Genomic DNA, 23,112 nt, shown 5'->3' with positions numbered 1-23,112 from the left:
GCGATGCCCACGATCACACTCGACAGCTATTTCCAGGGTCCGACGGGTTCGGGGCAGGGGGGATGGACCTCTGCCCTGCTGGCCCGAGAGTGCGAAGGGTCCGCGACCATTGCGATCAGGGCACCGATACCGCTCGAGACCGAGATGTGGACCGAGCACAAGCACGGCAAGGTCGACCTGGTCTATGCATCCGGCGACACCCCGGTGGTGGTCCTGGAAGCCGAGCCATGGGAACCACACTTTCCCGACACCGCGCCGGTATCGATCGACGAAGCCGGCGAGGCCAGGAGCCGGTTCCCGTTCGGGCCAGACGACCACCCTGTCCCCTACTGCTTCTCGTGTGGCCTGCAGCACGATTCGATGTGTGTGCACGCGTGGAGCATCGCCGACGGCCGCTATGCCACCGACTGGACTCCGCCCGCACGTTTCGACATCGGAGACGGAACGGTCGACCATGCCGCGGTGTGGGCTGCTGTCGACTGCACCGCGGCCTGGTATGCCTGCACCGCAGGCGGCACCCGCGTCGCGTTCACCGTCCAGTTGGCAGTGGAGGTGCTCGAGCCGATCAGGATCGGCGAGACCTATGCCCTCGTTGGATGGGAGGGCGATGGGGTGGCCGAATGGGACGGCCGCAAGCGCACAGCCGCATCGGCCGCTTTCGACCGAAACGGCAACTGCGTGGCCCGCTCTCGCTCGTTGTGGGTGTCGGTCAACTAACGCGCCAATGCGCAGGCGCTATCGGCTCTGTCGGGGCGCAACAAAAGCGACGCCCTCCAGCAGCAGCGCCTTCCAGAGGTCAGGGTCGATTTCTGGTACTGCAACCCACTCCCGGAACACCTTTTTTGCCGGTGCGAATGGGCGTCCGATGCCCTGCGCTATCAACTCGTCTACGCGTTCTCGTGGCAACTTCACCACCAGGCCCGACCCTTTGTAGTCGCACAGTCCGAGGAACTCGCCAGACACCCGGGCGCACCTGCCGCCCATGATGGTGCCCTCCTCGACCCTGGGATCCTCGAACCTCAGCTCGTCTATGAGGTCCCAGAACGTGTCGTTGGCTTCGCCTTCGGCTTCTCTCATTCGGCACCTCCGCACAGGTTGGCGTGCAGCCAGTCGTGAACGGGCTGCAGGTCTTCGAAACGTTCGACGCACCACCGGGCGAACTCGGCATCACCGACCGAGGTCGGCAGGGGTTCGATGAACCTCACCTGGAACCCCTTGAGTCGAAGGAGGTCGCCGCGCGGGTGATCGGCCGGATAGGGCTTGGGCACGTTGGCCAGGGTGTCGCCTGCGATCTCTGCGCCACGTTCGTCGATCAGTCGACGCAGGTGTTCGTCCAGTTGTTGCCCGGCGTTGGATGCGATGGCGTGCCGCCAGAGATCGCGAACGGCGGGCGTAAAGGCGATGCCGCTGGCAAAGCCGGCCCGCTTGGCGTCGATGCGCAGCCACAGGATGGGCGCCTGTCTCTTGTCCGCGCCGTGCCAGCAGGTCAGCAGCAGGTGGTCCTTGTATTTGGGCGCACCCGGCTTGGCAAACCGCAGGTCGGTGTGCAGTGGCGACACCGAGCCGCGCGCCGTGACCGTCAGCTCGGGGTCGAGGCTCTGCGCGATGGTCGAGATCAGAGCCAGGCCCGGCGCGGTCACGCCCTGGGCCAACAGTGGTCTGTGCTGTTGGTATTGGTCCTTGTCCCAGGCGGGCATCTGCGCCAGCAGCGCCAGCGCTCGAGGGTCGAAGCCCTCGAACTCATCTGTCGGTTGTGTCATGGGCGGGCCCCTTTCGATCTGGCGGCGCGGTCCAGTTCGCCGACGAAGTGGCTCCACCCGCCCGTGTGGGTGGCGGCCAACTCGTCGGAGTCGAATCCGTCGTGGACCACCGTCACCAACGTCGAGTCTCCGCGGGCCTCCAGCTCGAGCCTCACCGTCGTGGAGCCGGGTTCGATCGGGAAGCCGCCCTTGGCCCACCCGTAGGTGAACACCAGCCTGCGCATCGGCACGACCTCGACTATCTCGCCGGCGACGACCGCCCCGTTTTGGTGGGTCCAGGTGATGACACCACCGGGCCGCAGATCGACTTGTGCCTCCACCGACATCCAGTCGTTTAGACCGTCGGCGCTGCTGACCAGGCTCCACACGACGTCGACAGGGGCGTCGATGATGCGATCACAGGTTGCGATGTTCACGAGGCCGTCCTTCTGCGCGCAGCGGCCGACTGGGCGGCCTCGGCCAGGCGGTCGAGAGCGGAAGACCAGTAGTCGTCGAAGAACCGGCGAGCCGCTTCGAGCTGAACGTGGTCGGCCCGATACAGGCGGCTTCGTCCGTGCGAGCGCACCGAGACCAACCCGGCATCGCGCAGAACCGCCAGGTGCTGGCTGGTGGCCGGCTGGCTCGCACCCAACGACTGGGCCAGCTGGTTGACCGAACGTTCCTCGTCGCGCACCAGACGAAGCAGCCGCCGACGCACCGGGCTGGCCAGCGCCTTGAACTGGTCGTCGAGATGGTGAGGCGAACCTTCCATGGCGATATATAAGCAGTTACGCATGTATCTGTCCAGACTTCGGCGTTCTGCAATGCTTGGGCCATGAACGGGGCACCCATCAACACCGCATTCCTCGAGGCTCGCGACTTCCTCCTCGCCAACCGCACCGACTACGAGGCCGCGGTAGCAGGGTTCAGCTGGCCCGATGTCGGGCCCGGCTTCAACTGGGCCGACGACTACTTCGACCCGATGGCGGCGGGCAACGACAGCCGCGCCCTGCACCTGGTGGAAGAGGACGGCACCGAGGCGATCTTGACCTACGACCAGTTGGCGGCTCGAAGCCGTCAGGTCGCCAACATGCTGGTCGCCAACGGCCTCAAGCGCGGCGACCGCGTGCTGGTGATGCTGGGCAACGAGACAGCCCTATGGGAGACGATGCTGGCCGCCATCCGCATAGGCGCGGTCGTGATTCCTGCCACAACCCTGCTGGCGGGCCCAGACCTCGCCGACAGGTTCGAGCGCGGCGGAGCCTCGATGGTGGTCACCAACCAGAGCGCCAGAGGCGCGGTCGACGACTTGGACGATGCGCTCACGGGCGGGGTGGTACGCATTGCGGTCGGTGGCGGCGAAGGCTGGGTCGACTACGCCGACTCGGCGGGCTTCGACACCCAGTTCACAAAGGCCGAGGCCACCCAAGCCAGCGACCCGTTGCTCGAGTACTTCACATCGGGCACCACCTCCAAGCCCAAGCTGGTGCGCCACACCCAGGTGAGCTATCCGGTTGGTCACCTGACGACGATGTACTGGCTGGGCTTGCAACCCGGCGACGTGCATTGGACCATCAGCTCACCGGGTTGGGCCAAGCACGCCTGGAGTTGCTTCTTTGCTCCGTTCAACGCTCAGGCGTGTGTGTTCATCTACAACTACACGCGCTTCGATGCACCGACCGTGTTGGGCGTCCTGATCGACAAGGGTGTCAACACGTTGTGTGCGCCGCCCACGGTGTGGCGGTTCTTGATCCAGGCCGACCTGGCCTCGTACACGACCTCGCTGCGCGAGCTCATCTCGGCGGGCGAGCCCCTGAACCCTGAGGTCATCGCCCAGGTCCAGGCGGCGTGGGGCATACAGATCCGCGACGGTTATGGGCAGACCGAAACCACCGCCCAGATCGGCAACACCCCGGGCTCCAAGGTCGTGCCCGGATCGATGGGGCGGCCCCTGCCCGGCTACTCGATAGCCCTACTGGATCTCGACGGCGACCACACCGACGAGGGCGAGATCTGCATCGTGTTGGCCGACGGACCCGTCGGCTTGATGGAGGCCTACGCCGACGACCCCGACAAGACAGCCGAGGTCATGTACGACGGCCACTATCACACCGGCGACGTCGCCAGCCGCGACGAAAGCGGCTACGTCACCTACGTGGGCCGTGCCGACGACGTGTTCAAGGCTTCTGGCTATCGCATCTCACCATTCGAGCTCGAAAGCGTGTTGATCGAACACCCCGCAGTTGCCGAAGCCGCCGTCGTACCGTCGCCCGACGAGCTGCGGGGTTTCGTCCCGAAGGCGTACGTGATCTTGGTCGAGGGTGCCGCTGCCGATGCCGACACGGCCGCCTCGATCTTCTCGTTCATGCGAGAGCGAGTATCGGGCTACAAGCTCGTTCGTCGGCTCGAGTTCGCAGACCTTCCCAAGACGATCTCGGGCAAGATCAGACGCGTCGAGTTGCGAGGTCAAGAGAATCAGCGCCAGGGCCAGGGGCCCAGAAACCCCATGGAGTTCATCGAGGCCGACCTGAAGGGCTGAAGCGAAATGCAGTCCTGGCGGTGGGTGATGCTGGGCGTCGCGGTGCTGGCCGTAGCCGCGTGCAGCAACGATCCGCGCTTCGTCGAAACCGAAGCGTCATCGTCGACTTCGACTTCAGCACCACATGCCCAGCCGCCGCCGACATCGACCGCCCTCGAGCCTGCGGGAATCCTGGTTTGGTCGCGGGTGCCCTACGAACCCGACGAGCTCCGGGAATCGATGCTGGCATTGTTCCAGGGCCCGGTCACGTTCGAAGAACCTGCATGCCTGGTGATGCGTCTTGTCGACGGAACCCGAGCCGCCCTGTTCATGCCACCAGGAACCACCTACCACGACGGCGTAGCCACTATTGGGGGCATCGATCGCCCGCTCGGCTTTTGGGAGGTCGGCGGCGGTCTCGTCGGGGTCAGCCATACTCGAGATGTCGCCGTTGCCGACCGGGATGAGATGTGCCCCGTCGACGGCCAGGTGATCATCGTCGGGACTTCGCCTGGCCCACTACCCGGCAGCGGCTGATTGGTGGGTCTTCGCGTCCGGCTCTTAGCGACAACTGGGGTTTCTGTTCTGTTGTCTGGTTGATGCTGGGTCGGGTGTCCCACCCCCTGTTTAGGGTTTGTGGCGTGACAGAGGTGCGGGTGGTGCTGAGCGGCGCCGACGAACTAGAGGTGATGGATGTGGCCGGGCTCGAGGCCGAGCTTGGTGGTGTTCGTCGTGTGCGTGCCCGATTGGATGGTCACGAGGCTCGTTTGCTGCACGCTCTGACCAAGGCCCGGCAGAGGGCCGCGAACCGCAAAGGCAAAGAACCTGACGCTGAAGCTGACTCGGAGTCCGAGTCCCAGGGTGCACCCGATCCTGGGCCTCCTGCTCCGTCGCGTAAGGCCCAACGCGAAGCAGAGGCCAGGTCACAGCGACTGTCCACCAATCCTGATGTTGCCGAGGCGTTGGAAGCCGGAGACATCAACTCCGAACAGGCCGACTACCTGACCAACACCGACCTACCCGACGAAATCAAAGCCCGCCTGCTCGCAGAAGCCATTACCCAGTCGGCGGATGAGACCAGGGCGGCGGTTCGCGAGGCCGAACGCGAACAAACCCGCGAAAACCCCGAAGAGCGCCTGGCCCGTCAACGCAGGCGCAGGCGAGGGTCGTGTGGCATCGACAACGAAGACATGATCTGGTTCACCGCCACCCTCGACCCAGTCACTGGCGCGGCGTTGAAAGCCGAATACGACCGACGCGAGCGTGCTGCCTTTCATCACGACATGCGAACCATCACAGACCCCAGTAAGCGTCGCAGCCACCAGCAGCGTGGTGCAGACGTGATCGCAAGCATGCTCACAGACGGCCTCCTACCAGCAGCCGACCAAGCCGACCCGACCGAGGGCGTTAGGCAGAAGGCTGCGGGTTGTGTGAACCTGATCGTCGACATCGACCAACTCGAAAGGCCCGACGGGCTGGCCTACACGATCGACGGCGCCCAGGTGCCGGGATCGATCGCTCGTGGGATGTTGTGCCGGGCCCAGATCAACGCCTGGTACCAACAAGCCGACAGGCGCCTTTTGGATCTGGCCTACGACGTCGAATACGCCACACCGACACAGAAGCTGGCCCTAGCCGTCCGAGATGGGACATGCCGCTGGCGGCACTGCAACACCGAAGCCCAACGCTGCGAGGCCCATCATCTGCATCATCGCGAACACGGCGGATCGACCGACCTCGACAACCTGGCGCTGTTGTGCCCGCACCACCACGACCGGCTCCACCAAAACGGCAACCGCCTGGTCATGGGAGACACGCCAGACCACTGGCAACTCCAAGACGCCCACGGCACCGTCGTCAGCAAATGGACCAAACCACCACCACGAAGACGAAAGCCGGCCGACAAATCGCCAAACCAAACCGCACGAGTTGGCTAGCGGCCGAACCGGCGGCAAGAACCGGCCCGGGAACGCACGATCGTCAAGTCGCGCCACCACGAACGAGCCGACCGGGACGCTCGCCGGTGTCTCGATCGTCGGCCCGTGTCCGGGTTCCAGCGACAAGCGTGGCCAGGTACCCCTCCACCGGTTGCAGCAGACGAACCGAACCATCCGGAAGGTCGGCGTGGGCTCGGGGTCGCCGCACGGTCAGGCGGTCCAGGTCGATCACATTGATGTCGGCCCTCAAACCGGGCATCAACCTGCCGCGGTCGGCGAACCCATAGAGGTCTGCGTTGCGGCCGGTCTGCTTGTGAACCAGCGCCTCGATGGCAATCCGCTGGCCCCGGCTGCGATCACGCCCCCAATGGGTCAGCTGGGTCGACGGTGACGAGCCGTCGCAGATGATCTTCACGTGTGCGCCGGCATCGGCCAGACCCACGACGGTAGTGGGGTCGGTCAGCATCGTTCGCACTGCGTCGAGATTGCCGTCGACATAACCGGCACCCAACAGGGCGACCACATTCGACCCATCGCCCTGGGCCAGGTGGTCGTACATGGCCTCATCGGGGGTCACCCCTCTGCTGGCCGCTATCGACCCGATCATCTTGTCGGGACCAGGCTCGTAGTCGACGACATCGTCCACCACATACATGATCGGAACCGCCGCGGCCAGGTCCAACGCCAGCGCCTCCATCGAGCCGGGCAGCTCGGGAGGCACAATGTCAGAAGCCAGCACTCGCTGGCGCATCCCCTCACCCCGCATCGCCGCCGCCCTCTCGGGCACCGGCAGATGGGCCAGCTCTTCGAGATAGACCCGGTGCCGCATGAACGGGTGGTACCCGGCCAACATCGACAACAGCCCCACAGGCCTAGAAGCGACCTGGGGAAACATCTGCGCGCCGGCAGCATTGGCCTGCGCGCAATACGACAAGGCTTCGCGCCAGGCCTCGGGGAAGTCCCTGCTCTGAACGGTCGTGAACGTCACCTTCTGCCCGGTCGCCACCGACAGACGCCGAAGCAGGTCGAGCTCGTGGTCCTGGGTGAAACGGTCACCACCAAACCGCTCCATCAGGCCGATCGACTGCGAGGTGATGGCCTCGAACACACCTCCCCCGCCCGCAGCCATGCCCTGAGCCAAGGCCATCAGCTCGACATCGGCAGCAAAGGTGCCAGGCACCGGAGTTCCGTCGATGCTGCGGTGGAACACCGTGCGCGACGTCGAACATCCGACAGCTCCGGCACGGACCGCCTGTTCCACCAGCGTCCGCATGGCTTGGAGGTCCTCGGCGGTGGCGTCCTCGTCACGAATGCCGCGCTCGCCCATCACGTTGAAGCGCACCGCGCCGTGCGCGATCTGCGCCGCGACGTCGAGGGCATACTCACGTCCACCCAGGAAGTCGAGGTACTGCCCGAAGGTCTCCCACTCACCCCACGGAACGCCCACCGAAAGGGCCGAACCCGGGATGTCCTCGACCCCCTCCATCAGCTCGATGAGGGTCTGCTCCTCGCCCGGGCGGCACGGAGCAAAGCCGACCCCACAGTTGCCCATGACCAGTGTTGTGACACCGTTCGAGAACGACGGATCCATCTGGTCGTCCCAGGTGACCTGCCCGTCGAAGTGGGTGTGCACATCTACCCATCCCGGAGTCACGATGGCTCCATCGGCGTCGATCTCGCTGCGGCCCGTCAACTTGCCACCGACGGCAGTGATGTGCGTGCCGTCGATGCCGACGTCGCCCACGAACGCATCGGCACCAGTGCCGTCGACGATGGTTCCACCCTTGATCACGATGTCGTGTTGTGCCATCGCACGAGCGTTCCACAGTGCCGCAGGGTGGGCAACAACACCCGCTGGCGATCAGCCCGACAGCCACCCTGGCGGCGTAGATGGTGCTCTACCCTCGACCGCTGCCGCGACGCACTGTGCGAGGCTGCCGAAGCGAACCTGGCGGCCCGACAGCCCGGGTGCATAGTGGGCGTACTTGCCAGAGTTGGTCATCAGCACCCTCGCAGAGGGCGGAAAGACGGGCTCGGAGATCGAGCACCAGCACAGGTCGCTGACGATACGCACACCGCAGCCGGTGAGGCGAGCATGAGTACCCGAACCGGCGATGGCCTCGAGGGTGGCCCGGCCCAGCGTCACCACCGTGTCGACCACCACCTGCCGCCCGTTCAACAACACGGCAAGCATGTCGCATTCGCTCTGCGACATGTGCGGGCTGCCAAGAGCCACCAGGTCGACCTCGGACGAGCCGCTGTTGAAGCGCCGCCACAGGTCCTCGAAGTCGTCGGCGGTCGCCTCAACCCTGTCGGCATCGGAGACCGGTTCCAGGTCGGCTTCGGGGGTCACCCCGGCGATGTGAAGCATCGGCGCCGCCGATGTCGTACCGAACGCTGCACACATCGCCTTGAGGTCGTCAGCCGACGGAGCCGAACGTTCGAGCCCCACCACCAGCGGAATACGGTCTGGGGCCGCCTGACCCACCAGCCAGCCCAGCATCGGCCAGAACGAGTCGTCGGCGCCCTCGGGCTGGGCCACCTCGACGATGCGCCGCGGGGCGCGGTTGGCGTCGATGTACACGCCCGACTGCGGAGCCCGACCGGTGATCGCAATGCACAGATCGAGAAAGTCTGGATGCTTGACGGTGCGCGCACCCAGCACAGAGTTGGCGTAAACAACAGCGTTCGACTCGGCCCAGGCAATCTCCTCGCCCAAGCCTGGATCGTCGCCGAGCAGATAGGGGGCGCAGGTGAAGCTGGGCTTAGCCCCCATCTCGACATACGCGTCGGCCAGACCCGCGGCCGCAACCCCGAACTCCTCGGCCACACCCTGGGCCCGCCAGTTGGCGTGGTCGACGGAGATCGCGTTCATCGTGGTGGGCACACTGACCCGTCCGCCCAGGTCGGCCATCTTGCGGGCGAAGGTCAGAAACGATGGGCTGGCATAGATGCACCCGTCGATGTGAACCCGGGTGATGTCGATCAGCCTGGCGGCCTTCTGCGAAGCCGCCATGGCACACACGGTTTGCATCGCGACCTTGACGGCCTCGCCACGATCGCCTGCCAACATCGCCTGGTCGGCTTCGCTCAGCTCGATGTCGTCGGTCGACACTACGGTCAGGTCGACGCCTACCCCGTCGGCCTCGAGCCTGGTTCCGCTCAGACGGGCGGTCGATGCCTGCGCCAAGCGGTGATACTCGCCCGCCGTCAGCCGAACGACGGGAATCGACAACCCAAACAGATTCGATGCCACGACCGAGCCGAGGGTGACGACGTCTTCGGCTTCACGAAACACCAGCATCGCCGGGGCGACGTTCCTGAACGCCAGCTCGAGCAACACGCCGCTGCCGGTACAAGACCCGCGGGTGGTTGGCATCATCAGAACCCGACCGGCGACCACCTGACCGCGCTGCGGATGATGCGCGTCGACGATTTCGCCGGTCGCCGGATCGACGCCACCCCAGAAGCTGAGGCCCTCGTCACACACCAATACGTTGCCGGCGACCTCACCCGCCACAACCAGTTCGCCCATCGAATCAGCGCAGCGCCCGCGCGATGCGGTTCAGGTAGGCGTGTTGATCGGCCATGTCGAACATGGGCAACAGGAACTCCTCGATGTCGTGTGCCGCCAGGACGCCCGCCAGTTCGGCTCGGATCTGTTGCACCTTGCCGCGGAAGATGAACGGCTCGACCCATTCGTCGCGGACGTGTTGGGCAGCAGCCTCGAGACCGCCGGACATCGCAGCCCGGATGCGGTCGGCATCGGCGTCGGTGAGACCGATCGCATCCTTGACCGGCTGGGGTGCATCGACGAGGCGGTAGGTCATGTGGGGCCTGACGAACTCGAGGTCGTCCTCGTCGGTCACGACCGCCGTCGAATAGCAGATGCGCGCCCCGGGGTTGGCGGCCCGGATTCGTTCGACGTACTCGCCGATGCTGGGCCGATGGATGAAGTCGAGCATGACGCCATCGGCGAGCTCACCGCCAAGCGCCAACATCTTGGGACCTCGACCGGCGAGCCAGATCTCGATGTCGGGCCGGCCATATGCCATCGCCGCCGACCTCAGCTGCGCGAACGAACCCTCATGATCGACCCTCTGGCCTGAGAACAGCGAACGAGCGATCTCGATGGTTTCGCGTACCGCTGTCAGCGGACGAGACCTGGCCACACCGATGGGGTCGAGCGTCAACGAGCCGCCTGCGCCAATTCCCAGAAAGGCCCGTCCCCCCGACATCTCGTCGAGACTGGCCACCGCCGAAGCGGTCTGGGCCGGGTGGCGGGTATAGGGGTTGGTGATACCCGGGCCCACCTGCAGTCGCGAAGTGGCAGCCGCGATCGCCGCCATGGAGACGTAGACGTCGCGGGTCACCAGCCCCTCGTCGTACACCCAACACCGGTCGAAGCCGACCTCCTCTGCATGCACGGCCAAGGCGACGATCTCGTCCAGTGGGCATTCGGGAATGACGTTCAGCGACAGCTTCACGCGCCCGAGAGTAGCTTTTGGCGCATGCGCAGTCGGTGGTGTGTTCCAGCGGTCGTGGTGTTGGCCGTGGGCGCTCTGGTCGGCGCCTGTTCAGAAAACGTACGTCAGCCCGCCGCGGACGCGGACAGCACGCCCGGCAACGACCGCGCAGACATATCAGCCGCCCTCCCCGACGGGACCCAGATCGGAACCGAGGAAACAGCCGGATGTCCTGACCAGCCCTCGTACGATCGGGTCTTCTCCCTGGTACGCAATGCGTCGGGTGTCTCGGCCGATGGCGATCGTCTGATCGTCCAGTCTGGCGACACCAGGCTGGTATTCCTGGCCCGGTCGCTGGTGCCGATGACCGGCACCGAACTGGTCCGGTCGATGCTTCCCCAGGCATCGACATTCGAGATCGACCCCCAGGGGCCGTCGCCGACGTCCGGTCTCGCGGTGCCCGACGCCTCCTGCCCCGACCTGTGGGACACCGGATGGCCAGGTCCAGCTGCCGCTGAAGCCTTCGACCGGTTCGGGCCCTTGGTCGCGCCATCGATGATGATCGCGGTGCACATCGCACTCTTCGACGATGCCGAACAGGCCGGTGAGCGTGCTGCGGAGGCCACATCGATCCTTGAGCGCTGCCGGCGAGAACGGCCAGACGATGTCTGGAGTCCGCTTGTCCTAGAGCCTCTGCCGACGGGTCGGCTGCTCGCTGCAGAGCGTGCCAGCCGCACCCACATGTACGACCCCTACGGCCGTCCGTCCGATCTGCCACAGCACAGAACGACCAACTTCGCCGTCGTCGTCAGCGGCAACGTGGTGGCCAGCATCATCGGCGTCCAGGCCGGCGTCGACCCGCTCGACGACCAATTCGTGCAGCAGGTCCACTCGACCGCCGAACGCATCGCCGAGGCCCTGGCGCAGCAGCAACGCGCCGTCGAATATCAGGCCGGTGGCTAGCGATTCGCGTTGCCCCGCTCGTCGCCGATGACCTGAGCCAATATCGACACGGCGATCTCGGCTGGTGTCTCGGCTGCAATCTCTACGCCGATGGGCGAAACCACACGGTCGAGCTGGTCTGCGCTGAGCCCCGCAGCTTCGAGCTTGCCGCGGGTGTTGGCCCAACGCCTCCGCGAGCCCATGAGGCCTATGTACGGTGCCGGCGAGGCGAGCAACACCGGCAGCAGGTCGACATCGATGCCGGTGTGCCTGGTGACCATGACCACCCGCGTCTGTTCGTCGATCGGGAAGCGGGCGACTGCGTCGGCGAGGTCGCCAGACACGATGTCTACGCCGTCGGCCGAGTCGTCAATACCGTCTGCGATCTCGGCGCGGTCGTCCCAGCCGACCACTCGATGACCAAGCCACGACGCCAGCTCGATGACCGCCTTGCCGACGTGACCGAGGCCGATGACGTACACCGTGCTCTGAGGCATGTGGGGCTCCAAATACAGCTCTACTTCGCCCCCGCACACGCCGGGATCACCGGCCGAGGGGTCGATCAGACCATACGAGATCCGGCGCGGGCGACCCTCGGCCAGCGCATCGGCTGCCTCGGCCCTGACCCTGGCCTCCATCTCTCCCCCGCCGATGGTGCCCGAGGTGGTTCCGTCGGAGTACACCAGCATCTTCGACCCGGGCCGGCGGGGCACCGACCTTCGCGAATCGGTGACGGTCGCCAGCACGACCGGGCGACGCGCCTGCATCGCGGCCAGCAGTTCGGCATAGATCTCGCGGCTCATGTGGTTCCCCACAGGCGTTTGGCTTGCTCGTGGGTGCGCGCCCGCATGGCGTCGAGGTCGGCACCCAGTACCTCACCGTTTCGCACCCGCCACCGGCCCGCGACCATGACATCGCGGACGTGTGTGTGGTTGCGCCACAGGACCAACTGGTCGTGCAGGTTGTGGGCAGTAATGGGCGTCGGCAGTGCCGCGTCGACCAACTGCAGGTCGGCCGACCAGCCCACATCGAGGCGCCCGACCCTGTCGAGGCCAAGCGCGCGTGCCCCGCCCTCGGTGGCCAGGCCCAACACCGTCGATGCCGGCATGGTGCCCGGATCGAGGAGGCGCGCCTTGTGTATCAGGAACGCACCGCGCATCACCTCGAAGAAGTCGTTGACATAGCCGTCGCTGCCCAGGCCCAGCGGCACACCAGCCGCGACCATCTCGGGCACCGGCGCAATGCCGCCGCCGACCTCGCAGTTGGCGAGGGGCATGTGGCTGACGCGCATTCCAGACCCGGCGATGATGTCGCGCTCAGGCTCTGAGAGCTGCACGCACTGGCTGGCCAGAAACCCCGGACCGGCAACGCCGATCTGTTCGTAGAACTCGAGGGTGCGCATACCCAGGTGTTCTTCGCACCACAGACCCTCGTGTACACCCTCGTTGCAATGGGCGTGGGTCAGAACCCCGAGGTCTGCCGCCAGCCCGAACGCTTGCTCGATGTAGTCGCGCGAACACGTGAACGTGGTGTGGAAACACATGAGGCCCGACACCAGCTGCGAGCTGCGCGACGCCTCGATCAGCCCGACGTTCTCGGCGAGCCCCAGCCGCGCTACCTCGGCGCCTGCCCGCTCGGTGGCCTCGAAGCTGAGCAGCCCGCGGATGCCGCGCTGTTCGACGATCTCCATCTCGGCCAGCAACGCTCCGGGCAGCGCGTTGGGAGCTTCGAGGATGTCGTAGAACGTGGTGGTGCCCGACCGCAACATCTCGGCACACACCCAGTCGGTGGCGGCCGCGATCATGTCGTGGTCGAGAGCATCCTCGACCTTGGGCCACCAGTAGTCGTCGAGAAAGCTCCAGAACCCATCGGGCGCCTCGTCGACCGGTATGCCGTGCGCCAACACCCCGTACATGTGCACGTGAGCGTTGACGAACCCGGGCATCAACACACAACCCGAACCATCGACCACGTCGTCTTGGGGATGGGCCGCACGCAGGTCGGCATGGGAACCGACCGCGTCGACCACGCCGTCGAGCACCCGGACACCCCATCCGCGCCGGGGCTCGACGTCGGCCGATGTGACCAGCCAGTCGGCGAGAACCAGAGTCATCGCCTACCCCTGCAGAGCCTTCCAGACCCGCTCGGGGGTGAACGGAAGGTTGTCTATGCGTGCGCCTGTGGCGTTCAAGATTGCGTTGCGGATGGCCGGAGCCACGCCGTCCTTGGGGATCTCGGCTACGGCCTTGGCTCCGAAGGGCCCCGAGTCTTCCATGGTCTGCACCAGGAACACCTCGATGTCGGGCATCTCGTCTGCACGGTAGATCTTGTAGGGACCCAGGTCGGAGTTCAGCATGCGGCCGTTCTCGTCGAAGGCGTACTCCTCGCAATGGGCATAACCCAACGCCTGGATGATGCCGCCCTCGACCTGGCCAGACGCCGTCACCGGGTTGATCGCCACGCCACAGTCGACAGCCATCACCAGCTTGGTGACCGTGACCTGGCCGGTGTCGGTGTCGACCTCGATCTCGGCGAACTGGGCGCCGAACGGGGGCGGACACTCGGGCGATACGTAAGACGCCGTTCCCATGATCTGCTCGTGGTCTTCCATGTGCAGCGAGTCGAGGGCGATGTCTTCGAGCGACACCGAAGACCCGTCGGGCGCCCAGGCACGCTTGTCGCGCAACTCGATGGTGCACGGATGCTCGACACCCAACATCTTGGCCGCCCGCTCCTTGATGCGCTCGCGCACCTTCTCGGCGGCCAGCTTGGCAGCGGTGCCCGAGATGTAGGTGGTGGACGACGCATAGGCGCCGGTGTCGAACGGGGTCATGTCGGTGTCGGAGGAATAGACCTTGATGTCGTCGAGCGGAACGCCCAACACCTCGGCTGCGATCTGGCCGATGACCGTGTCGGCCCCGGTGCCCAGGTCGGTGGCGCCGATGAGCATGTTGAACGAGCCGTCGTCGTTGATCTTGATGCTGCAGCCACCCATGTCGAGGAACGGGATGGCAGTGCCGTGCATGCAGAAGGCGAACCCGAGACCCCGACGGATGTTGGGGCGATCGGCGGGCGCTATCCAATCGGGGTCGTTTCGGCGATCCCAGCCGATGGCGCGCATGCCCTGGGCAACACACTCTTCGGTGCCGCAGCTCATCACCCGCGGGTACTCGTCGAGGTCGCCCTCGGCGACGGCCCTCTCGCCCAGGTGTGGTGCGATGTTCAGTTCGCTGCCAACGGTCACCCAGTTCTGGCGCTTGAACTCGATGGGGTCCAAGCCCAGCTCGTGGGCGATGTCTTCCATGTGTGCTTCTAGAGCGAACTCGGCCTGTGGGGCGCCATAGCCGCGATATGCGCCGGGCACCGGGATATTGGTGTAGGCGACCTCGCAGTCGAAGCGCTTGTTCGGGCAGTTGTACTGGGTGAGGCCACGCAGGCCAGACACCGTCTGCACCGTGTAGGCGTGGGTTCCGTAGGGCCCGGTGTTGCCGATGATCTTCAGATCCTGCGCCACCAGGGTGCCGTCGTTGCTGACACCCGTGCGATAGACCAGAGTTTGAGGGTGCCTGGTGCGCGCCGCTATGAATTCTTCCTCGCGGTTGAGTTCGAGCTTGACCGGTCGGCGCGTCGCTTGGGCCAGGTGGGCGACGATGTCTTCGATCAGCATCTCCTGCTTGGCGCCGAAGCCGCCACCGATGCGGGGCTTGATGACCCGCACGTCCTTGATTTCGCGACCGATCAGCGGCGCCAGCATGCGACGGGCGTGGAACGGCACCTGGGTGGCAGTGCGCACCACCATCCGCTCGTCGGAGTCGAGCCAGGCCACGGCGATGTGGTTCTCGATCGGAACCTGCTGCACCTGATGCACCCGGAACGTCTGCTCGAACACGTGGTCGGCGGTGGCCAGGGCGGCTTCGACATCGCCGCGCTCGGCCTTGATGTGATGCACGACGTTGCGTTCGCGGTCGTGGATGTCGGTGGTGTCTTCTTCGTCGTGAATCACCGGAGCGCCGGGCTTGATGGCCTCCAGCTCGTCGAACACGGCCGGCAGCACCTCATAGGTGACGTCGATCAGGCGCAGCGCTTCGTCGGCGATCTCGAGGGTGTCGGCGGCAACGGCTGCGACCCGGTCGCCGACGTGGCGGACCTTGTTGTCGAAGCTGACCTGGTCGTGGGGGTGGGGGTTGGGCCAGCTCTGGCCACCCGACGCGTACTTGATCCGCGGTGTGTTCTTGTAGTGCAACACCGCATGCACACCGGGCAGGGCCCTGGCCTTGGAGTCGTCTATGTCGAGGATGCGGGCGTGGGCGTGAGGGCTGCGCAGCACCCGGGCAACCAGCTGACCGCGCTCTTCGAAGTCGTCGGTGAAGGCGGGGTTGCCCTTCACCAGCTTCAGGGCATCGACCTTTACTTCAGGTTTACCCACCACCGCCATCTCTGGCACGTCGCGTGACGGGATCACCTTGGGAAGCGCCGGCGATACATCGGGAAGGGCGTCGACCGCCGACATGTCGGCAGGGTTCTTGCCATCGGTGAGGGGCGGCAACAGCACTGTTCCGAAGGGTTCGGTGGTCTCGCCACGCATCAGCGCGGCCGCCCGCTTGATGGCCTCGACGGGCTTCACATAGCCGGTCTCGCGGTCCAAGATGCCGCTGAGCATGTCGCGGATGTCGGCCTCGGACGGGTTGGGGTTGGCCTGCAACATCGCCCACGTCCCCAGGATCATCGCCGGGGTCGAGTAGCCAGACTGCATGGCGCCCGTGGCGGCAAAGGCGGCCTGGATCGGGGTCAGTTCGGGTTCGTTGAAGTGCTCGACGGTGATTATTTCGTGGCCGTCGGCCTGGGCGGCGAGCATGCAGTCGGTGTTGACGAGCCTGCCGTCGATCAAGACCGCCGATGCGCCCGTCTCGCCCGTGTCGGAGCCATAGCGAACGCTGACGAGGCCCTGGCCGCGGAGTACCCGCAACAGGGTGTCGTGGGGCTGACACTCGATCGAGGTCGCCTTGCCGTTGAGGTTCAGTTCGATCTGCATGGGTCTACCTCTGAGCTGCCGCGATTGCGCGAGTTGTGAGGGTCTTGGCGAGGTGGAGCCTGTATTGGGCGCTTCCCCGGAAGTCGGCCTGTGGTTCGAGCCCCTGGGCCGGGTCGGACGGGTCGACCAGCACCGGACAGGAGGCGACGCCGGTGAGCGCAACAGTGGTGTTGCCGTCTGCCACCCGGGCAACCGCTGCGACGATCGGTACGTCGGCGGGCGTGCGACCGGTACCTTCGACGGCTGCGGCTCCGGCGGTGGCAACGCTGACGGCGGTGACGATGCCGGCAGGCGCCTGCGCCAAGTAGTCGGCCAACGACACAGTTCCGGCGCCGTGCACATCGACGGTTGCGTCGAATGCCAGCAGGCCGGCCAGCAGAACCGATTCGCCGTCGCGCTGGGCAACCGTGCCCCCGACGGTGGCCTGGTTGCGAAGAGCCGATGGGAGCTCACGCCTGGCCAGGTCGCGCAGCACGCTCGGAACAGACGCGTCGTTCATCAGATCACCGAGGCGCACCATCGCTCCGAGGCTCACGCGATCGCCGTCGGTGCGAACCTCATCGAGCCCCAGAGCCTGCAGATCGACTATCTCGACACCCTCGTCGGAGGGCTTGCGCGCTGCGGGTACGGCAACCGTTCCGCCGCCGATGATCTTGGCATTTGGCCCGCTGGCCAGCCCCGCCGCCTCGTCGAGGCTCGCGGGCCGGTGGTAAGCCAACACGTTTGGCACCGCCAAACTCCTTTCGGTAGCACCTTACGCCCCGACTGTAGCTCGACTTGGTTCGCCCGTGGCCGTGTCGGCTCGGTGACGAGAAGGCTCGCCGGGTTGAAGACGAGGTGAATGTATGGCGACCTGACTGGGCAACCGCCTTGCCACACCGTACCTTCGCACCATGAAGGTCGCGCTCATCGTTCTGGACGCCTTTTCGAGCCGCACCGTGGGGCCAGATACCACACCGATGTTGTGGTCTTTGGCCCACGAGGGGGGCTGGAATCCAGAGGGCGGCATCGGCGAGTTGACGGGTGCGACCTACCCCAACCACGCGACCTTCGTCACCGGCCTTTCGACGATCGAGCACGGCGTAATCACCAACCGGGTTCGAGTCGACGGCCGCTGGGTCAGCTCAGCTGTGACTGGCCCGGTTGGCGTTGATGACACGCAACCGGTCAGCACACTGTTCGACGCCTGCCACGCGGCTGGCCTGCGGTCGGTCGCTGCGGTGGGAGATCACAACCTGATAGGCGTTTGTGCGGCTCAGCGTTCCGACGCTTGCTGGCCGCCGACACCATCGATCCCTGTGGGCACCAGACGCAACATCGGGGGCTACATCGCCGATGACGAGGTGGTCGGCGCCGCGTCGCGCCTCGACGTCGCATCGGCAGATTTCGTCTTCGTCCAGCTCGACTCGGTCGATGGTGCCAGGCACCATTTCGGTGCCGACAGCGCCGAAGCGTTGGCCCAGGCCAGGCTTACAGACGCCTCGCTGGCCAGCCTCCTCGAGCTGCTGCGCCCCTGCTGGGACGACTCGGTTGTGATGGTCGTCAGCGACCACGACCAGGAAGACATCGGCCCCAACGCTCCGATCGACCTGACCGCCCACCTGCACGACCTGACCGAAGACGGCCAAGAGGTCGAGGTCGAGAACCAGGGAACGGCCGCGCTGGTGGTTGGCGAGGTCAGACAGTCTCGGCTGCTGGCCATACCGGGAATAGAGGGAGTGCGGTCGCTCGATCGTCGGCACCACGTCGTGTGGGGCCAGCCCGGCCAGTCGTTCGGGGCCGAAGCCAGCAAGCTGGCTGCCGACCACGGCAGCCCGCGCACCACCGGGCAACTCGCGCTCGTGGCAGGCGGACACCCCGCGGTGCGGCCGCTGTCGAACCTGGTGTGCTCGGCGCGCCCTGCGGCCACTGCGTGGGCCCGCTGGGTGGCCGAGCTGCTTGGGGTCGACCTGCCGGCGCCGACGCTGACACCGGCCTAGCCCCCACCCCTGGCCGGCTAGATGCCGGCTACCTCGACCATCGCTGCGACCATCTGGGGCCACAGCGGCTCGGGCAGGTCGTGGCCCATCTGGTCGAGCACCAGCAATGTTGCGCCCGGTATGGCGGCCGCTGTGGCCTCGCCACCCGATGGCGTGATCAAGCGGTCGGCGGCTCCGTGGATCACCAGAGCGGGCACGTCGAGCTGGTTGAGCTCTTCGGTGCGATCGCCGTCGGACAAGATGGCGGCCATCTGGAACGGGGCCCCTTGGGGGTAGAACGATCGCTCGTAGGTCTCGATGGCGCGGCGGCGGGCCTTCTGTTCGTCGAAGAGCGGACCCGAGATGACCTTTGTGAGCTTCACGCCGTGCTCGATTATGGCATCGCGCTCGGCTGGCGGAGGCGCTATCAGGGCCGCCATCGCCTCGGGGTCGGCCTGGCCGACCGAGCGATCACCCGTGGTCGACATGATCGACGTCATCGACAAGACGCGATCGGCGTGGTTGATGGCGACTCGCTGGGTGATCATCCCGCCCATTGAGGCCCCGGCCACGTGGGCCTGTTCGATGTCGAGGGCATCCAGGACGGACATGGCGTCGGCTGCCATGTCGGCCAGGGTGTAGGGCACATCGCCGATCGCTTGGCCCATGAGGGCCGCCCCCATCAGCGTCATGAGATCTGGTGGATCACCCGCGGTCTTCGAGCTGAGTCCGCAGTCTCTGTTGTCGAATCGCACCACGAACAAGCCCGCGTCGGCGAGCATCCGGCAAAAGCGCTCGTCCCACGCCGTCATCTGGGCACCAAAGCCCATGATCAGCAACAGAGCGGGGTTGGAGCGATCGCCGAAGTGGTCGAATTCCAGGGTTATCGAGTCGTTCTGGGCCTGAGGCATGGGTCGGAATCTAGCCGCAGCACGCACTGACGCAGTGTTGTGAAATCGCCGTCACGCGAATGTCGCTGAAATCGTCACCCTCGCGAGCCGATCAGATACTCAGGTGTGTGAGCCCGAAGGGAGCGGTGAGCGCAGATGGTCGACCGAACGAGAACCAGGCCCCAGCCGTCGTTCGCGTCTGGCACGGGGCATTTCAGAGAGCTTCCCAGCCTGCCGTCGGTGATCGCGAGGCTGGTCGAGCTGGACCGAGCCTCGAAGGGCTACTCCGACGAGGTCGAGGAACTGGTGGCGTCTGACCCGAGCTTTGCCATTCACATAGTGTCCGCCGCGAACTCCGCAGCCAGCTCGCCTGCATCGCCTATATGCACGATCGGATCGGCGCTGGCCAGGGTAGGCAGTTCGGCAGCCGTCGAGATGCTGATCTCGACCGGCATCACCAGGGTGTTCGTGCCCCGAGACGAATGGGAACGCAGCCTGTGGCGCCACTCGATTCAGGTCGCCATCGCCGCCCGCGAGATCACCATCAGGGCCGGCGACACGGGCCTGGACGCCAACGAGGCCTACCTGGGCGGGCTGCTGCACGACGTCGGCCGCCTCGTGATGTTCCAAGAATCGTCCGATCTCTTGCACGAGGTCGACGACGCGCCGTGGGACAGCCCTGAGGGTCTGCTCGCGACCGAGGAATCGGTGTACGGCATCGACCACGCTGCACTGGGCGCCGTTGCTGCCAAGGGGTGGGGCCTTCCGGGCCGCCTGGTCGGGGTCATAGAACACCACCACGACCCGAGCGCTCTGCTGCCCGGCACGGTCTCACGGCTGGCCGAGGTGGTGCGCCTGGCCGATGCTGCGATGTTCCCCTCGGCCATGGCGGACCACATCGGCTACGCGGGCGCAGCGATAGACACCGTCGAGGACAACCTGATGCCCTTGGTCAGCGGTTGGATGCGCCTGGACGCAGTAGAACTGCACGACCTGATCACCGAAACGACCCTGCGGGCCGACTCGATCGGGTCGCGGCTGGGGGTCTGAGCACGCCGCGACAGTCGGCGACTCGTGCGGGCACGCGGCGCTCCCCTACCATTCGCCGTCGATGACAGCCGAACCCATCGACTACCACGAGGCGTGCGCGCGAGTCTGTGCGCCAGGCACCAACTTCGAGATGACCCCCGCAACCGTCAGGGGCATCGACATGTTGGTGTTCAAGAACGCTCCACGGAACCTGGCCGAGATGTTCTCGGTCGCGGCCGACCGCGACACAGAACTGATCGTTTACGAAGACGAGCGCTGGACCAGCGCCCAGATGATGGCTCTGGCGGGCCGCATCGCCAACACCCTGGTCGACCGTTTCGGTGTGGGCAAGGGCGACCGGGTTGCGATCATCTGCCGCAACTACCCCGAATGGGCCGCAGTACACGTGGCCACGGTTTCGATCGGGGCCATCATCGTGCCGATGAACGCCTGGTGGCAGCCAGACGAGATCGACTACGCATTGGGCGACTGCGCACCCACCGTCGTGTTCGCCGATGCCGAGCGCATCTCGCGCATCGACGCCATCGAGTCGCCCAACCGGCCGGCCAACCTGGTCGGCCTGCGCTGCGACCAGCAGCAGTTGGCCGCGGGCGCGGTACGCCTGGAAGACATCCTCGATGAGCGAACCGACTTCCCAGCCGTCGACGTCGACCCCGACGACGACGCATCGATTCTGTACACCTCGGGCACCACAGGGCACCCGAAGGGTGCGGTCAGCACGCATCGCGCCGTTATCCACGCGCTCATGGCCTATACCGCCCGGGCGGTGGTCAATACCCTGACCGACCCGGTCGACGCTCCCACCGACGATCCCCCTCCTCAGCCGACCTCGCTGCTGGCCGTGCCGTTGTTCCATGTCACGGGTTTGGTTCCGGTGATGCTGATGGCCATCCGCATCGGCACCCGCATCGTCATGATGCACAAGTGGGAGCCTGGCCGTGCCCTCGAGCTGATCGAACGCGAGCGGGTCAACAGCCTCGTCGGGGTACCGACCATGAGTTGGGACCTCCTCGAACACCCAGACTTCGCCAGCCGCGACACCTCGTCGCTGGTGTCGGTGGGTGGTGGCGGCGCCCCGATGCCGCCCGAACTGGTCAAGCGGATCGACCGCAGTTTCGCCAAGGGCGGCCCCCGGCTGGGATACGGGATGACCGAGACCAACGCCTACGGCCCGGGCAACTCGGGCCGCGCGTACCTCGAACACCCCACCTCGACCGGACGGATCATGCCGATCGTCGACATGATCATCACCGACGACGACGGCAACGAACTGCCCACCGGCGAGACCGGCGAGATCCGCTTCAAGGGGCCCAACCTGATTCGTGGCTATTGGAACCGGCCCGAGGCCACCGCCGAGACCATCGTCGACGGTTGGCTCCGCACCGGCGACATAGGCCGCATCGACGCCGACGGCTTCCTGTACATCTCCGACCGGGCCAAGGACATGATCCTGCGCGGCGGCGAGAACGTCTATTGCGCAGAGGTCGAGTCGGCGATCTACACCCATCCATCGGTGTACGAGGCGGCCGTGTACGGATTGCCGCATCCCCGGTTGGGCGAGGAAGTGGCCGCCCATGTCATGGTCAAGCCCGACAAGACGCTGGAGGCAGAAGAACTGCAGGCCTACCTGCGCGAACACATCGCCGGGTTCAAGGTGCCGACGGTTGTCACCATCGTCACCGAATCGCTGCCTCGAAACGCCTCGGGCAAGATGCTCAAGCGGGCCCTCAGAGACCAGCTGGTCAAAGAGCGCGAGGCCCGATGACCTCGACCATGCGCTTCGCAGACCAGGTCGTGGTGATAACCGGGTCGGCCACAGGCATCGGGCGCGCCACCGCGGTGCGCTTCGCATCCGAAGGAGCCCAGGTGGTCGGCCTCGACATCGACACCGACGAGGCCGCCGAAACCGCCAAGCAGGCCGACCAAGCCGGCGGCCATCAGCGGCCGATGTTGGTGATCGAGACCGACGTGCGCTCTCGCGAGCAGCAAGCTGCGGCCTTTACCCAAATCGGCGAGCGTTTCGGCCGGGCCGACGTGCTGGTCGCAAATGCCGGCATCTACGTCGGCGGACCGCTCACCGAGGTTCCGCTCGAGCGGTGGCACAACATCGTCGATGTCAACCTCACCGGTGTGCTGCTGTCGAACCAACTGGTCGCTCCGATGATGATCGACCAGGGGCGGGGCGCCATCGTCAACGTTTCGTCCATGGCGGGCAAGACCAGTTGGCCCAACTCTGCGGAGTACTCGGCGACGAAGAGCGGTGTCATCGGCATAACCCGTTCGGTGGCCATGGAACTGGGGCCACACAACATCACCGCCAACGCTTTGTGCCCCGGCAACACTCTCACCGACATGGTGCGCAAGGTTGCGGTCGAAATCGGCGCAACCCTGGGGATGACGGGTCCGGAGTGGCTCGACATGAGGGCTGACGACACGGCACTGAAGCGCCTGGCCCGCCCCAAGGAGATGGCCGGCGTCATCACGTTCCTGGCCAGCGACGACGCTCGGTACATAACCGGTCAGGCCATCGAAGCCGACGGCGGGCTGATCCTCAGCTAGCCCGGCCGACCAAGGAACGCC

Annotated in this window: 21 protein-coding genes; 9 read left to right on the top strand and 12 right to left on the bottom strand. The window is 65.9% G+C overall.

Features of this window, described 5'->3' with window-relative positions; all coding sequences use genetic code 11:
* Positions 1 to 3 precede the first annotated feature (3 nt).
* Entirely contained in the window at positions 4 to 717 is a 714-nt protein-coding gene (locus R2770_03230; protein ID MEZ5279461.1) for a hypothetical protein, read from the top strand.
* An 18-nt stretch (positions 718 to 735) separates the two neighbouring features.
* Here the strand turns inward: R2770_03230 and R2770_03225 are convergent, their stop codons facing one another.
* Genes R2770_03225 through R2770_03210 form a run of 4 tightly spaced genes read right to left on the bottom strand, consistent with a single transcriptional unit; the run spans position 736 to position 2,511 of the window.
* Positions 736 to 1,077 carry a hypothetical protein gene (locus tag R2770_03225; protein ID MEZ5279460.1) on the bottom strand — a complete coding sequence of 114 codons (342 nt, stop codon included), beginning with the start codon at positions 1,075 to 1,077 and terminating at the stop codon, positions 736 to 738.
* Complete coding sequence (locus R2770_03220) at positions 1,074 to 1,760, bottom strand: DUF2461 family protein (GenBank protein ID MEZ5279459.1); 687 nt, start codon at positions 1,758 to 1,760, stop codon at positions 1,074 to 1,076. Before R2770_03220 ends, R2770_03225 begins: the two co-directional genes overlap by 4 nt.
* Positions 1,757 to 2,176 carry an SRPBCC domain-containing protein gene (locus tag R2770_03215; protein MEZ5279458.1) on the bottom strand — a complete coding sequence of 140 codons (420 nt, stop codon included), beginning with the start codon at positions 2,174 to 2,176 and terminating at the stop codon, positions 1,757 to 1,759. The genes R2770_03220 and R2770_03215 overlap by 4 nt, the downstream gene beginning before the upstream one ends.
* Complete coding sequence (locus tag R2770_03210) at positions 2,173 to 2,511, bottom strand: metalloregulator ArsR/SmtB family transcription factor (GenBank protein MEZ5279457.1); 339 nt, start codon at positions 2,509 to 2,511, stop codon at positions 2,173 to 2,175. The genes R2770_03215 and R2770_03210 overlap by 4 nt, the downstream gene beginning before the upstream one ends.
* Before the next feature lie 63 nt (positions 2,512 to 2,574).
* On the opposite strand from R2770_03210, the gene R2770_03205 reads away from it, so the two are divergent.
* From R2770_03205 to R2770_03195, 3 genes are all read left to right on the top strand, one after another.
* Complete coding sequence (locus R2770_03205) at positions 2,575 to 4,278, top strand: AMP-binding protein (protein ID MEZ5279456.1); 1,704 nt, start codon at positions 2,575 to 2,577, stop codon at positions 4,276 to 4,278.
* A gap of 6 nt (positions 4,279 to 4,284) precedes the next feature.
* On the top strand, positions 4,285 to 4,794 hold the full coding sequence (locus R2770_03200; GenBank protein MEZ5279455.1) for a hypothetical protein: 510 nt from the start codon (positions 4,285 to 4,287) through the stop codon (positions 4,792 to 4,794).
* 104 nt (positions 4,795 to 4,898) lie between these two features.
* A complete protein-coding gene (locus tag R2770_03195) occupies positions 4,899 to 6,194 on the top strand; it encodes an HNH endonuclease signature motif containing protein (protein MEZ5279454.1) in 1,296 nt (431 codons plus the stop codon).
* Between the two features lie 43 nt (positions 6,195 to 6,237).
* On the opposite strand, the gene R2770_03190 is transcribed toward R2770_03195, so the two are convergent.
* Genes R2770_03190 through R2770_03180 form a run of 3 tightly spaced genes read right to left on the bottom strand, consistent with a single transcriptional unit; the run spans position 6,238 to position 10,681 of the window.
* Positions 6,238 to 8,004 carry an amidohydrolase family protein gene (locus R2770_03190; GenBank protein MEZ5279453.1) on the bottom strand — a complete coding sequence of 589 codons (1,767 nt, stop codon included), beginning with the start codon at positions 8,002 to 8,004 and terminating at the stop codon, positions 6,238 to 6,240.
* A gap of 51 nt (positions 8,005 to 8,055) precedes the next feature.
* On the bottom strand, positions 8,056 to 9,729 hold the full coding sequence (locus R2770_03185) for an aconitase family protein (protein ID MEZ5279452.1): 1,674 nt from the start codon (positions 9,727 to 9,729) through the stop codon (positions 8,056 to 8,058).
* A gap of 4 nt (positions 9,730 to 9,733) precedes the next feature.
* Positions 9,734 to 10,681 (bottom strand): LLM class flavin-dependent oxidoreductase, encoded by a 948-nt coding sequence (locus R2770_03180; protein ID MEZ5279451.1) that lies wholly within the window; start codon positions 10,679 to 10,681, stop codon positions 9,734 to 9,736.
* 24 nt (positions 10,682 to 10,705) lie between these two features.
* Between R2770_03180 and R2770_03175 the strand changes: the two genes are divergently transcribed.
* On the top strand, positions 10,706 to 11,623 hold the full coding sequence (locus R2770_03175) for a hypothetical protein (GenBank protein MEZ5279450.1): 918 nt from the start codon (positions 10,706 to 10,708) through the stop codon (positions 11,621 to 11,623).
* Here the strand turns inward: R2770_03175 and R2770_03170 are convergent.
* Genes R2770_03170 through R2770_03155 form a run of 4 tightly spaced genes read right to left on the bottom strand, consistent with a single transcriptional unit; the run spans position 11,620 to position 17,364 of the window.
* Positions 11,620 to 12,405 (bottom strand): XdhC family protein, encoded by a 786-nt coding sequence (locus tag R2770_03170; GenBank protein ID MEZ5279449.1) that lies wholly within the window; start codon positions 12,403 to 12,405, stop codon positions 11,620 to 11,622. The two genes, R2770_03175 and R2770_03170, sit on opposite strands and share 4 nt — an antisense overlap.
* Positions 12,402 to 13,715, bottom strand: coding sequence for an amidohydrolase family protein (locus R2770_03165; protein MEZ5279448.1), 1,314 nt, complete (start codon positions 13,713 to 13,715; stop codon positions 12,402 to 12,404). The genes R2770_03170 and R2770_03165 overlap by 4 nt, the downstream gene beginning before the upstream one ends.
* A 3-nt stretch (positions 13,716 to 13,718) precedes the next feature.
* Positions 13,719 to 16,634 carry a molybdopterin cofactor-binding domain-containing protein gene (locus R2770_03160; protein MEZ5279447.1) on the bottom strand — a complete coding sequence of 972 codons (2,916 nt, stop codon included), beginning with the start codon at positions 16,632 to 16,634 and terminating at the stop codon, positions 13,719 to 13,721.
* A 4-nt stretch (positions 16,635 to 16,638) separates the two neighbouring features.
* The gene (locus R2770_03155; protein MEZ5279446.1) at positions 16,639 to 17,364 is read right to left on the bottom strand and encodes an FAD binding domain-containing protein; all 726 of its coding nucleotides are present in this window, start codon (positions 17,362 to 17,364) and stop codon (positions 16,639 to 16,641) included.
* 163 nt (positions 17,365 to 17,527) lie between these two features.
* On the opposite strand from R2770_03155, the gene R2770_03150 reads away from it, so the two are divergent.
* On the top strand, positions 17,528 to 18,613 hold the full coding sequence (locus R2770_03150) for an alkaline phosphatase family protein (GenBank protein ID MEZ5279445.1): 1,086 nt from the start codon (positions 17,528 to 17,530) through the stop codon (positions 18,611 to 18,613).
* Positions 18,614 to 18,630: 17 nt separating this feature from the next.
* Here the strand turns inward: R2770_03150 and R2770_03145 are convergent, their stop codons facing one another.
* Entirely contained in the window at positions 18,631 to 19,503 is an 873-nt protein-coding gene (locus tag R2770_03145; protein MEZ5279444.1) for an alpha/beta hydrolase, read from the bottom strand.
* 135 nt (positions 19,504 to 19,638) lie between these two features.
* Between R2770_03145 and R2770_03140 the strand changes: the two genes are divergently transcribed.
* The 3 genes from R2770_03140 to R2770_03130 all read left to right on the top strand — a co-directional run bounded on the left by R2770_03140 (position 19,639) and on the right by R2770_03130 (position 23,091).
* Positions 19,639 to 20,532, top strand: coding sequence for an HDOD domain-containing protein (locus R2770_03140; protein ID MEZ5279443.1), 894 nt, complete (start codon positions 19,639 to 19,641; stop codon positions 20,530 to 20,532).
* A gap of 61 nt (positions 20,533 to 20,593) precedes the next feature.
* A complete protein-coding gene (locus tag R2770_03135) occupies positions 20,594 to 22,297 on the top strand; it encodes an AMP-binding protein (protein MEZ5279442.1) in 1,704 nt (567 codons plus the stop codon).
* Complete coding sequence (locus R2770_03130) at positions 22,294 to 23,091, top strand: SDR family NAD(P)-dependent oxidoreductase (GenBank protein MEZ5279441.1); 798 nt, start codon at positions 22,294 to 22,296, stop codon at positions 23,089 to 23,091. Before R2770_03135 ends, R2770_03130 begins: the two co-directional genes overlap by 4 nt.
* Positions 23,092 to 23,112 lie beyond the last annotated feature (21 nt).

It is taken from the genome of Acidimicrobiales bacterium, from assembly GCA_041394185.1.
Taxonomy (GTDB): domain Bacteria; phylum Actinomycetota; class Acidimicrobiia; order Acidimicrobiales; family Poriferisodalaceae; genus JAAETH01.
Note: the sequence above shows the minus strand (reverse complement) of the source record. Positions and strands in the feature narration are given on the sequence as shown.

What these genes read in the sequence shown, in the direction of transcription:
- R2770_03205 (MEZ5279456.1), top strand. Translation starts at nt 2,575, where the DNA reads ATGAACGGGGCACCCATCAACACCGCATTCCTCGAGGCTCGCGACTTC.
- R2770_03130 (MEZ5279441.1), top strand. Translation starts at nt 22,294, where the DNA reads ATGACCTCGACCATGCGCTTCGCAGACCAGGTCGTGGTGATAACCGGG.
- R2770_03230 (MEZ5279461.1), top strand. Translation starts at nt 4, where the DNA reads ATGCCCACGATCACACTCGACAGCTATTTCCAGGGTCCGACGGGTTCG.
- R2770_03165 (MEZ5279448.1), bottom strand. Translation starts at nt 13,715, where the DNA reads ATGACTCTGGTTCTCGCCGACTGGCTGGTCACATCGGCCGACGTCGAG.
- R2770_03170 (MEZ5279449.1), bottom strand. Translation starts at nt 12,405, where the DNA reads ATGAGCCGCGAGATCTATGCCGAACTGCTGGCCGCGATGCAGGCGCGT.
- R2770_03135 (MEZ5279442.1), top strand. Translation starts at nt 20,594, where the DNA reads ATGACAGCCGAACCCATCGACTACCACGAGGCGTGCGCGCGAGTCTGT.
- R2770_03150 (MEZ5279445.1), top strand. Translation starts at nt 17,528, where the DNA reads ATGAAGGTCGCGCTCATCGTTCTGGACGCCTTTTCGAGCCGCACCGTG.
- R2770_03190 (MEZ5279453.1), bottom strand. Translation starts at nt 8,004, where the DNA reads ATGGCACAACACGACATCGTGATCAAGGGTGGAACCATCGTCGACGGC.
- R2770_03145 (MEZ5279444.1), bottom strand. Translation starts at nt 19,503, where the DNA reads ATGCCTCAGGCCCAGAACGACTCGATAACCCTGGAATTCGACCACTTC.
- R2770_03140 (MEZ5279443.1), top strand. Translation starts at nt 19,639, where the DNA reads ATGGTCGACCGAACGAGAACCAGGCCCCAGCCGTCGTTCGCGTCTGGC.
- R2770_03220 (MEZ5279459.1), bottom strand. Translation starts at nt 1,760, where the DNA reads ATGACACAACCGACAGATGAGTTCGAGGGCTTCGACCCTCGAGCGCTG.
- R2770_03210 (MEZ5279457.1), bottom strand. Translation starts at nt 2,511, where the DNA reads ATGGAAGGTTCGCCTCACCATCTCGACGACCAGTTCAAGGCGCTGGCC.
- R2770_03160 (MEZ5279447.1), bottom strand. Translation starts at nt 16,634, where the DNA reads ATGCAGATCGAACTGAACCTCAACGGCAAGGCGACCTCGATCGAGTGT.
- R2770_03200 (MEZ5279455.1), top strand. Translation starts at nt 4,285, where the DNA reads ATGCAGTCCTGGCGGTGGGTGATGCTGGGCGTCGCGGTGCTGGCCGTA.
- R2770_03175 (MEZ5279450.1), top strand. Translation starts at nt 10,706, where the DNA reads ATGCGCAGTCGGTGGTGTGTTCCAGCGGTCGTGGTGTTGGCCGTGGGC.
- R2770_03185 (MEZ5279452.1), bottom strand. Translation starts at nt 9,729, where the DNA reads ATGGGCGAACTGGTTGTGGCGGGTGAGGTCGCCGGCAACGTATTGGTG.
- R2770_03225 (MEZ5279460.1), bottom strand. Translation starts at nt 1,077, where the DNA reads ATGAGAGAAGCCGAAGGCGAAGCCAACGACACGTTCTGGGACCTCATA.